Here is an 8,518-nt window from a genome sequence, read left to right as displayed (position 1 = left end):
TCACTCTCCTTGCAGCGTGGGGACGACCATCGGGGTTCCGGTCACCGGGTCCGGGACGATGACGCTCGGCAGGTCGAAGACGTCCTTCATCAGCGTGGCGTCGACGATGTCCGACGGCTTGCCCTCGGCGACCACCCGGCCGGCCCGCACGGCCACCAGATGATCGGCGAACCGGCAGGCCTGGTTGATGTCGTGCAGGACCGCGATGACGGTGCGGCCCTGGTCGCGCAGCCGGGCCAGCAGGCCCAGCAACTGGTACTGGTGCGTGATGTCGAGGAACGACGTGGGCTCGTCCAGCAGCAGGTACGGGGTGCGCTGCGCCAGCACCATGGCGATCCACACCCGCTGCCGCTGGCCGCCGGACAGCTCCTGGACGGGACGCCCGGCGAGGTCGGCGACCCCGGCGGCGGCCATCGCCTCCTCCACGGCCTCCTCCTCGCCCGCCGACCACACCGTCAGCAGCGACTGGTGCGGGAACCGCCCCCGGGCCACGAGCTGACGGACCTTGATGTCGTCGGGGGCGACCGGGTCCTGCGGCAGGAACCCGAGCTGCTTGGCCAGCGCCTTCGACGGGTAGCCGCCGACGTCCCGCCCGTCCAGCGCCACGTGCCCCTCCTCGGGGCGCAGCAGCCGGACGAACGCGCGCAGCAGCGTCGACTTGCCGCAGGCGTTGGGCCCGACGACCGCGGTGAACGCCCCGTCGGGGATGTCGAGGCTCAGCCGTGTGGAGACCACGCGGTCGCCGTAGCGCAGGGTGATGTCCCGCGCGGTCAGGCGTGCGGTCACGCGCGCCCCACCTCCTTGGTCAGCAGCCAGATGAGATAGCAGCCGCCGATCGCGGTGCTCACCACGCCGACCGGCAGCGCCACCGGCGCGAGGAGCGCCTGGGCGATCAGGTCGGCGCCCTGCAACAGCACGGCACCGGTCAGCGCGGCCGGCAGCAGGGGGATGCCGGGCGCGCCCGCGAGCCGCCGGCCGATCTGCGGGGCGGCCAGCGCGATGAACGCGATCGGTCCGGCCACCGCGGTCACCGTCGCCGTGCAGCCGACGCCGACCAGCACCATCAGCAGCCGCAGCCGGCCCAGCGACACGCCGGTCGTCACCGCGAGGGCGTCGCCGAGCAGCGCCTGGTGCACGGCCCCGCCGCGGACGGCGATCAGCGCCAGCAGGACGGCGATCACCGAGAACGGGATCGTCAGGTCCCCCCAGTCGACGCCGTTGAGCGAACCGGCGCTCCAGCCCACCGCGGCGATCGCGATCTCCAGGTCGGCGCGGAGCACGATCCACGAGTTCAGCGCCGTCACCATCGCGTTGACGGCGATGCCGATCACCACCAGCCGCAGCCCGGAGAAGCCCCGGTCGGCGGCGAGCAGGTAGACCACGGCGGCCACCAGCAGCCCGCCGGCCAGCGAGGCGCCCGCCAGTTGCGCGGAGGTGCCGGAGAGCACCGTCAGGGCGAACAGCGCGCCGGTGTACGCGCCCGCGTCGAGGCCGATGACGTCGGGGCTGCCCAGCGGGTTGCGCGTCAGGTTCTGGAACAGCGCGCCGGCCACGCCGAGCGCCGCGCCGAACACCAGCCCGGCCGCCACCCGCGGCAGCCGCCACTCGGAGATCACCACCGAACGCTCCGCCCCGGTGAGGACCGCCAGCACCTCGGCCGGGGAGGACCAGGACGCCCCGTAGCAGAGTCCGAGCAGGCCGAGGCCGAGCGTCAGGGCGGCCAGGACCGCGCAGACCACGACGGTACGGCGGCCCGCGCGCGCGGCGGCCGCGATCCGGGCGGGCCGCAGCCCGGGTGCCGCGATCACAGCGACCCCGCCCCGTAGCGGCGGACGGCCCAGATCAGCATGGGCCCGCCGAGGAACGCGGTCACGATCGCCACCGGCACCTCACCGGTGGGCAGCAGCACCCGCGAGCCGATGTCGGCGACCAGCAGCAGCACCGGCCCCAGCACCATCGAGTACAGCAGCAGCCAGGGCACGGAACCTGCGGCGAGCCGCCGCACCAGGTGCGGCACGATCAGCCCGACGAACAGGATCGGCCCGGCCACCGCCGTGGCGGCCCCGCTCAGCACGGTGATCAGCACCAGTGTGACGGCCCGGACGCGGGTCACCCGCGCTCCCAGCGTCCGCGCGACGTTCTCGCCGAGCGCCAGGGCGTCCAGCGACCGGCTCAGCAGCAGCGCGCCGAGCAGGGACACCCCGATCGCGATCAACGGCCAGGCCAGCGGCGCCTGTTCGCGTCCGGCCAGCGTGCCCACCGACCAGAACCGGTAGGCGTCGAAGACGTCCGGCAGCATCAGCCGCAGGCCGAGCGCGACGCCGTTGAGCACCGCGGTCAGCGCCACGCCGGTCAGGACCAGCCGCAGCGGCGAGCGCCGCCCGACCGACATCACCAGCAGCGCGGCGACGACCGAGCCGACGACGGCGCAGAGCAACTGGCCCGCCTGCGCGCCGGCCAGGCCGAGCGCCGAACCGACGGTGACGGCGAATCCGGCGCCCGCGGTGACGCCGAGGATGCCCGGCTCGGCCAGCGGGTTGCGGGCCAGCGTCTGGATCAGGGCGCCCGCCACCGCCAGCGCGGCGCCCACCGCGACGGCCAGCAGCGCGCGCGGCGCCCTGACCTCCCGTACGATCACGTGCTCGTCCGTCCCCCGGTTGTCGAACAGGGCCCGCACCACCTCGGCGGGCGGGACGTGGTGGGCGCCGACGCCGATGCTGAGCACGGCGACGGCGGCCAGCAGCACGAGGCCGCCGACGAGGAGGCCGGTCCGCGGCGGCTTCCGCCCGGTCCCCGCCGCCCCGGCGGTCCGGTCCCCGACGGTCAACGGTCCAGCAGCGGTGCGAACGACTTGTCGATCGCGTCGAGGGTTTTCTGGGCGTCACCGTAGGTCGCGGCCTCGGTGTAGGCGATCGGGAAGGTCATCTTCTCCTTGACCGCGGGCAGGTTCTTCCACAGCTTGGAGTCCAGGACGTACTGGACCGACTCCGGGACGCTGCCGTCGGGGTTGACCGAGTAGGTGATGACGTCGGCCTCGCCCAGCGAGTCGGGGAGTTCCTCGATGGAGGGGTACTCGCTGACCGACTGGGAGCCGGGGCCGGCCTTCTTGACCTTGCCGTAGTACGTGGCGCCGACGTCCTGGGCGACGCTCGTGCCCCAGGAACCGCCGAACTCGCGCTGGAAGGTGCCCTTGGAGGTGTCGCCGTACGCGCCGACGTGGCCGAACTTCAGCCCCTTCAGGGCGTCGGCGTACTTCTCCTTCAGCCCGGCCGCCTTCTCGTCGTACGCGGCCTTGGTGCTGTTGTAGTTCTCCAGGACACCCGCGGCGTCGGCGTGCTTGCGGGACACCTCGCGCCACTGCGACGGCACGGTCGGGCCCACCGCCACCACCGGCGCGATCGACTTCAGCCGGTCCATGTCGATGTCGCCGAGGACCGGTGTCGGCACGCCCAGCACGATCAGGTCGGGCTCGGCCTCGGCTATGGCCTCGTAGTTGGTCTCGGCGGCCTGCTCGCCCGCGACCTTGGTCAGCTTCTTGTACGTGGCCAGGTCGTCGTCGCTCATCATGGGCTCCCCGCGCTGCCACGAGGAGATCCCGACCAGCGGGGCGTCGCCCTCGATCAGGGCGGGCACGGCGTAACCGGTGGCCACCACGCGCTGCGGATCCGCGGGAATGGTGATCTTGCCGTTGTCCGCGGCGAAGACGCGGGTCTCGCTCTTCTTCCCGGACGTGGTCGACGAGTCGTCGTCCGACGACCCGCACGCGGTGAGGGTCAGTGCCAGGGCCAGGGCACCGACGACGGCCGCCGGTCTGTGTGCCAACATGCGCTACTCCTTCTGGGATGTACAGGACAGTGCTGCAGAGGACTTACGGAAAGGTGCGAGCGTCAGTGCTCGTGCGGGTGCTCGTGGGGGTGCTCGTCCTCGTCGTCGAAGTCGGCGATCCCGCGCTTCCAGTAGCCGGAGATCTCGACGTCGGGCCGTTTCAGCCCCAGTTCGTCGCGGACCCAGCGGCGCAGCGGTCTGATCTGGCCCGCCTCGCCCGCGATCCACGCGTACAGCCGCTCGCCCTCGGGCACGGCGGTGGCCATGACCGCCCGCGCCAGCGCGTCGCCCGTGCCCGGCGGTCGGCCGCCGCGGTGCAGCCAGGTCACCTCGACCCCGTCGGGCGCGGACAGCGCGATCTCCTCGGACGCGTCGGCGACCTCCACGTACGCCCAGCCCCGCGCGGTGCGCGGCAGTTCCTCCAGCCAGCGGGCGATCGCGGGCAGCGCCGTGATGTCCCCGGCGAACAGGTAGCGGTCGTAGGCGAACGGCACGAACAGCCCGCCGGGCGGGCCCGCCACGTGGATCACGGTGCCGGGCACGGCGTCCCGCGCCCAGTCCGCCGCCAGCCCGCCCTCGTGCGGCGCGACGTCGATGTCGATCTCGCCCGCCACCGGGTCGTAGCGGCGCACGGTGTACTCCCGTGACGTGGGCGAAGGCCGCGGCCAGCGCAGCAGGTCGCCGTCGGGCACGGGCAGGCGCAGCGTGCCGTCGGGGTCGGGGAAGAGCAGCCGGACGTGGTCGATCGGCGAGTGCGCCTCGAAGCCCTCGGTGCCGGGGCCGCCGAGCGTCACCCGCAGCAGGCCGCCGCCGACCATGGCGGTGCGCACGACCCGCGTCTCACGGACGCGGATCGGGTAGCGCACCTTCTCCGGGCGGGTGCCCGCGCGGACCTCCGCGATCCGGTCCAGGTGCCGGTGTCCGGTGCTGATCACGCCTTCTCACCCGTCAGCAGCGTCGTCCAGTGCGCCAGTTCGGGCCGCTCGGCCAGGTCGGGGAGTTCGAGCGTGTCCGCGCCGGTCGCGCGCCAGCGCTCGACCAGGGTCATCAGCCGCACCGAGTCGAGACCGAGGTCGCGGAGGTTCTCGTCGGGCTCGATCTCGGCGGGGTCGCAGCCGAGCAGTTCCGCGACGTCCGCGCGGATGCGGTCGGGGGAGAGGTCCTGGGTCATCGGCGTCACTCCTGTGGGTGCGGGCGCCGGCGGCGCGTCGGATGAGGTGGTCGTCCCGGGGACGTCGCGCGGTGTCACGCCACGTCCGCCAGGCCGAGGGCACGCAGCAGCGTGCGGAACTTGGCGGAGGTCTCGGCGAGTTCGGCCGCGGGGTCCGAACCGGCCACGATCCCGGCCCCGGCGAACAGGCGGACCGTACGGTCGCAGACCTCGGCGCTGCGGATGGTGACGGCCCACTCGCCGTCGCCGTCCGCGCCGGTCCAGCCGACCATGCCCGCGTAGTAGCCGCGGTCCTCGGGTTCCAGGGCCGCTATGGCGGCGAGCGCCCCGGCGGTGGGGACGCCGCCGACCGCCGGGGTCGGGTGCAGCGCCTCCGCCAGGCCGAGGGCGGAGGAGGCCGGGTCCGCGGGGTCGCGCAGCCGCCCGGTGATCCGGGTCGACAGGTGCCACATGGTCGGGGTCCCGATCACCTCGGGCCGCGCCGGCACGTCCAGGTCGACGCAGTGGCGGCCGAGCACCTCGGCCACCTGCCGGGCGGTGTGGGCGTGTTCACCGAGGTCCTTGGCCGAGGCGCGCAGCCGCGCGATCCGCTCCCGGTCCTCCGCGGCGTCGCCGGATCTGGGGGCCGACCCGGCCAGCGGATTGGCGATGACCACCGCGCCGCGCCGGGAGACCAGCAGCTCGGGGCTGGCGCCCACCAGGGTCCGCGGGGCGCGGTCGCCGGGCGCGGTGACGTCGACGGCGAAGGCGTGGGCGCCCGGGTCGGTGTGGACCAGCCGGGTCAGCAGCGAGGGCACCCGCACCGGGGCGCCGGCGGTCAGCTCCAGGCAGCGGGCCAGTACGACCTTGCTCAGCTCGCCGCTGTCTATCAGCTTCAGCGCCCGGCGGACCGCGTCGGTGTACCCGTCAGGCCCGGGACGGCGCGCGAGATGCCACCCGGTGCCGGGCAGCGGGTCGTGGACGCGGGTCTCCGCGGGCGGACCCGCGCGCCGCACCAGGGCGGGCACCACCAGGCCGGCCTCGTCGTCCGGGCGGAAGCCGACCGCCCCGACGACGACGGGGTCGGACAGTCCCGCCGCGACGGCCGCGTCCAGCGCCTCGGCGGCGGCCGCGGCCCGGGTGCCGTGCCCGGGGCGGACCCGGGCGTGCACACCGTCGGCGAGCAGCGTGCCGCGCCCCGAGGAGAAGTAGAACGAACCGGTCAGGTAGGCCGCCAGCAGGTCGGCGGAGAGGTGCTCCGGGAGTGGACGCACCAGTGCGGATACGGACACGTTGGCGAATCCCTTTCTCCGGTGCCCGAGGGCGTGCCGCCGATCAACAGGTCCTTGCCACAAGCGAAGTAAGGCTAACCTAAGTGGGGGCCTGTCTGGCAAGGGGCAACAACACGCTGTCCGTGTTGTCCCGGTGACGACCCGTCAGGGCAGGACCCATCCGAGCCCGTCGGCGGAAGCGACCAACCCGTCGGTGAAAAGGGGGCGTTCGAGACTGGTGGTGCCGCCGAGCGAGGCGCGCGCCTGGATCTCGTTCATGCCCTGCATCACGTCCGTCACCACCTGCGTGCCGAACAGCTCGCCCATCCGCTCGCCGCTCTCCGTCTGCATCGGCCCGGTCCGGTCGACCGCGTCGGCGAGCTCCTTCGACGAGGCGCCGAAGCGCTCCCTGAGGGCCTCGGGGTCCATCAGCGCCGTCTCGCCCGCGCCGACCGCCGAGACCCCGCCCACCAGTTCCACGAAGGCCCGCAGGTCGGTGGCGTCGGCCCGGGAGGCTTTGCGCGCCTGCCAGAAGTACGAGTCCTCGCCCTGCTGCATGTCGTAGAAGGCGAGGAGGAACTCGTAGAAGACGCCGTACTCGCGGCGGTAGCGGCGCTCGAACTCGCCGAAGGCACGCTCCTCCGCCAGGTTCCCCGCGAGCACGCTGTTCAGCGAGCGGGCCGCCAGCAGGCCGCCGTAGGTGGCGAGGTGCACGCCGGTGGAGAAGACCGGGTCGACGAAGCAGGCCGCGTCGCCGACCAGCACCATCCCGGGCTGCCAGAACCGCTCCATGGCGTACGAGTAGTCCTTGCGGACGCGCAGCCGGCCGTAGGGTCCCTCGGTGACCCGGGTGGCGTCGGAGAGGTAGTCCTTGATCATGGGGGCGCGCTCGATGAACCCCTTCATGGCGGCCTCGGGGTCGCGCGAGAGGAGACCGGCCCGGGAGCGGTTGACCACGGCGCCGACGCTGGTGAGCGTGTCGGTGAGCGGGATGTACCAGAACCAGCCGTCGTCCCAGGCGCAGCAGAGGATGTTGCCCGCGTCGGGTCCGGGCAGCCGTTTGCCGCCCTCGTAGTAGCCGTAGAGGGCGACGTTGCGGAAGAAGTCGGAGTAGTTGCGCTCGCCGACCGTGCGGGCCAGCCGGCTGTTGCTGCCGGAGGCGTCCACCACGTACCGCGCGGAGGTCTCGTGGGTGCGGCCGTCGCCGTCCGTCCAGCGCAGGCCCGTCACGCGGTCGCCCTCGGTCAGCGTGGCGACGGCCGCGCACCGTTCGCGCACGTCGACACCGACCCGGCGGGCGTTGTCGAGCAGGATCTTGTCGAACTTCATCCGCTCGACCTGGTAGGCCGTGGAGGTCGGGCCGGACATCAAGGGCGAGTAGGCGAAGAGGAAGTTCCACGGCTCGGGGTTGGTGCCCCAGCGGAACGTCCCGCCGCGCTTGGGCATGAACCCGGCCTTCTCCATCTCCTCGTGGACGCCGAGGAAGCGGCAGATGCCGTGGATGGTCGCCGGGAGCAGCGACTCGCCGATCTGGTGGCGGGGGAAGGTCTCCTTCTCCAGCAGCAGCACCCTGTGGCCGGCCATGGCGACCAGGGCGGCGGTGGTGGAGCCGCCGGGGCCGCCGCCGACCACGATGACGTCGGGGGACTCGGTGGGGTGCGTGGTGTCGGTGTGCGGGGCGTGCTCGGGCGTGGTCATGTGACTCTCCCTGGAGCTGGGGCCGCGGACGGTCGAGCGGTGCGCGCCGGGTGCGCGGGCGGCCGACGGGGCGGCGGGGGCGCCGGAGACCGGCCGCACCGTAAGGGGGGCCCGGGGCGGCCGCGGCGACCTCGATCGCGAAAGTTAGGCTAGCCTAAGTCGGCTCGGCGGGGGAGGGGGCCGCCGCCGACCGCAGGTGCTTCTTGCTGACCTTGCCCACGCCGGTCCGCGGGAAGGCGTCGACGAACTCCACCAGGTCGGGGACCTTGTAGGCGGCTATGCCGCGTTCGCGGACGAACGCCCTGATGTGCTTCGCCCTGAGCGGCTCCGCACCCTCGCGCGGGATCACGTAGGCGAGGGTGCGCTCGCCGAGGAACTCGTCGGGCACGGCCACCACGGAGACGTCGTGCACGGACGGGTGGCCGAGGATGACGTTCTCGACCTCCTCGGGTGCGATCTTCTCGCCGCCGCGGTTGATCTGGTCCTTCGCGCGGCCCTCGACGACGAGGTGGCCGGTGGGGGTGCGGCGGACGATGTCGCCGGTGCGGTAGAAGCCGTCCTCGGTGAAGGAGCG

9 protein-coding genes are annotated in these 8,518 nt (G+C 73.4%); all 9 read right to left on the bottom strand.

Annotated elements, in window-relative coordinates; all coding sequences use genetic code 11:
- On the bottom strand, positions 1 to 786 hold the full coding sequence (locus tag UW392_RS05950) for an ABC transporter ATP-binding protein (RefSeq protein ID WP_320773804.1): 786 nt from the start codon (positions 784 to 786) through the stop codon (positions 1 to 3).
- Positions 783 to 1,808 carry a FecCD family ABC transporter permease gene (locus tag UW392_RS05945; protein ID WP_414495642.1) on the bottom strand — a complete coding sequence of 342 codons (1,026 nt, stop codon included), beginning with the start codon at positions 1,806 to 1,808 and terminating at the stop codon, positions 783 to 785. The genes UW392_RS05950 and UW392_RS05945 overlap by 4 nt, the downstream gene beginning before the upstream one ends.
- Positions 1,805 to 2,827: a FecCD family ABC transporter permease gene (locus UW392_RS05940; protein ID WP_320773803.1), complete on the bottom strand. Its 1,023-nt coding sequence runs from the start codon at positions 2,825 to 2,827 to the stop codon at positions 1,805 to 1,807. The genes UW392_RS05945 and UW392_RS05940 overlap by 4 nt, the downstream gene beginning before the upstream one ends.
- Positions 2,824 to 3,825 carry an ABC transporter substrate-binding protein gene (locus UW392_RS05935; RefSeq protein WP_320773802.1) on the bottom strand — a complete coding sequence of 334 codons (1,002 nt, stop codon included), beginning with the start codon at positions 3,823 to 3,825 and terminating at the stop codon, positions 2,824 to 2,826. Before UW392_RS05935 ends, UW392_RS05940 begins: the two co-directional genes overlap by 4 nt.
- A gap of 62 nt (positions 3,826 to 3,887) precedes the next feature.
- The gene (locus UW392_RS05930; protein WP_320773801.1) at positions 3,888 to 4,760 is read right to left on the bottom strand and encodes a siderophore-interacting protein; all 873 of its coding nucleotides are present in this window, start codon (positions 4,758 to 4,760) and stop codon (positions 3,888 to 3,890) included.
- A complete protein-coding gene (locus tag UW392_RS05925; RefSeq protein WP_320773800.1) occupies positions 4,757 to 4,996 on the bottom strand; it encodes a phosphopantetheine-binding protein in 240 nt (79 codons plus the stop codon). Before UW392_RS05925 ends, UW392_RS05930 begins: the two co-directional genes overlap by 4 nt.
- Before the next feature lie 74 nt (positions 4,997 to 5,070).
- The gene (locus tag UW392_RS05920) at positions 5,071 to 6,267 is read right to left on the bottom strand and encodes an isochorismate synthase (protein WP_320773799.1); all 1,197 of its coding nucleotides are present in this window, start codon (positions 6,265 to 6,267) and stop codon (positions 5,071 to 5,073) included.
- A 144-nt stretch (positions 6,268 to 6,411) separates the two neighbouring features.
- Positions 6,412 to 7,944: a tryptophan 7-halogenase gene (locus UW392_RS05915; RefSeq protein ID WP_320773798.1), complete on the bottom strand. Its 1,533-nt coding sequence runs from the start codon at positions 7,942 to 7,944 to the stop codon at positions 6,412 to 6,414.
- Between the two features lie 154 nt (positions 7,945 to 8,098).
- The coding region (locus UW392_RS05910) for an AMP-binding enzyme (RefSeq protein ID WP_414495638.1) at positions 8,099 to 8,518 on the bottom strand (420 nt) is incomplete at its 5' end.

This window comes from Streptomyces sp. CRN 30 (assembly GCF_034105845.1).
The sequence above is the reverse complement of the archived record's forward strand: the minus strand, read 5'-3'. Positions and strand labels throughout refer to the sequence as shown.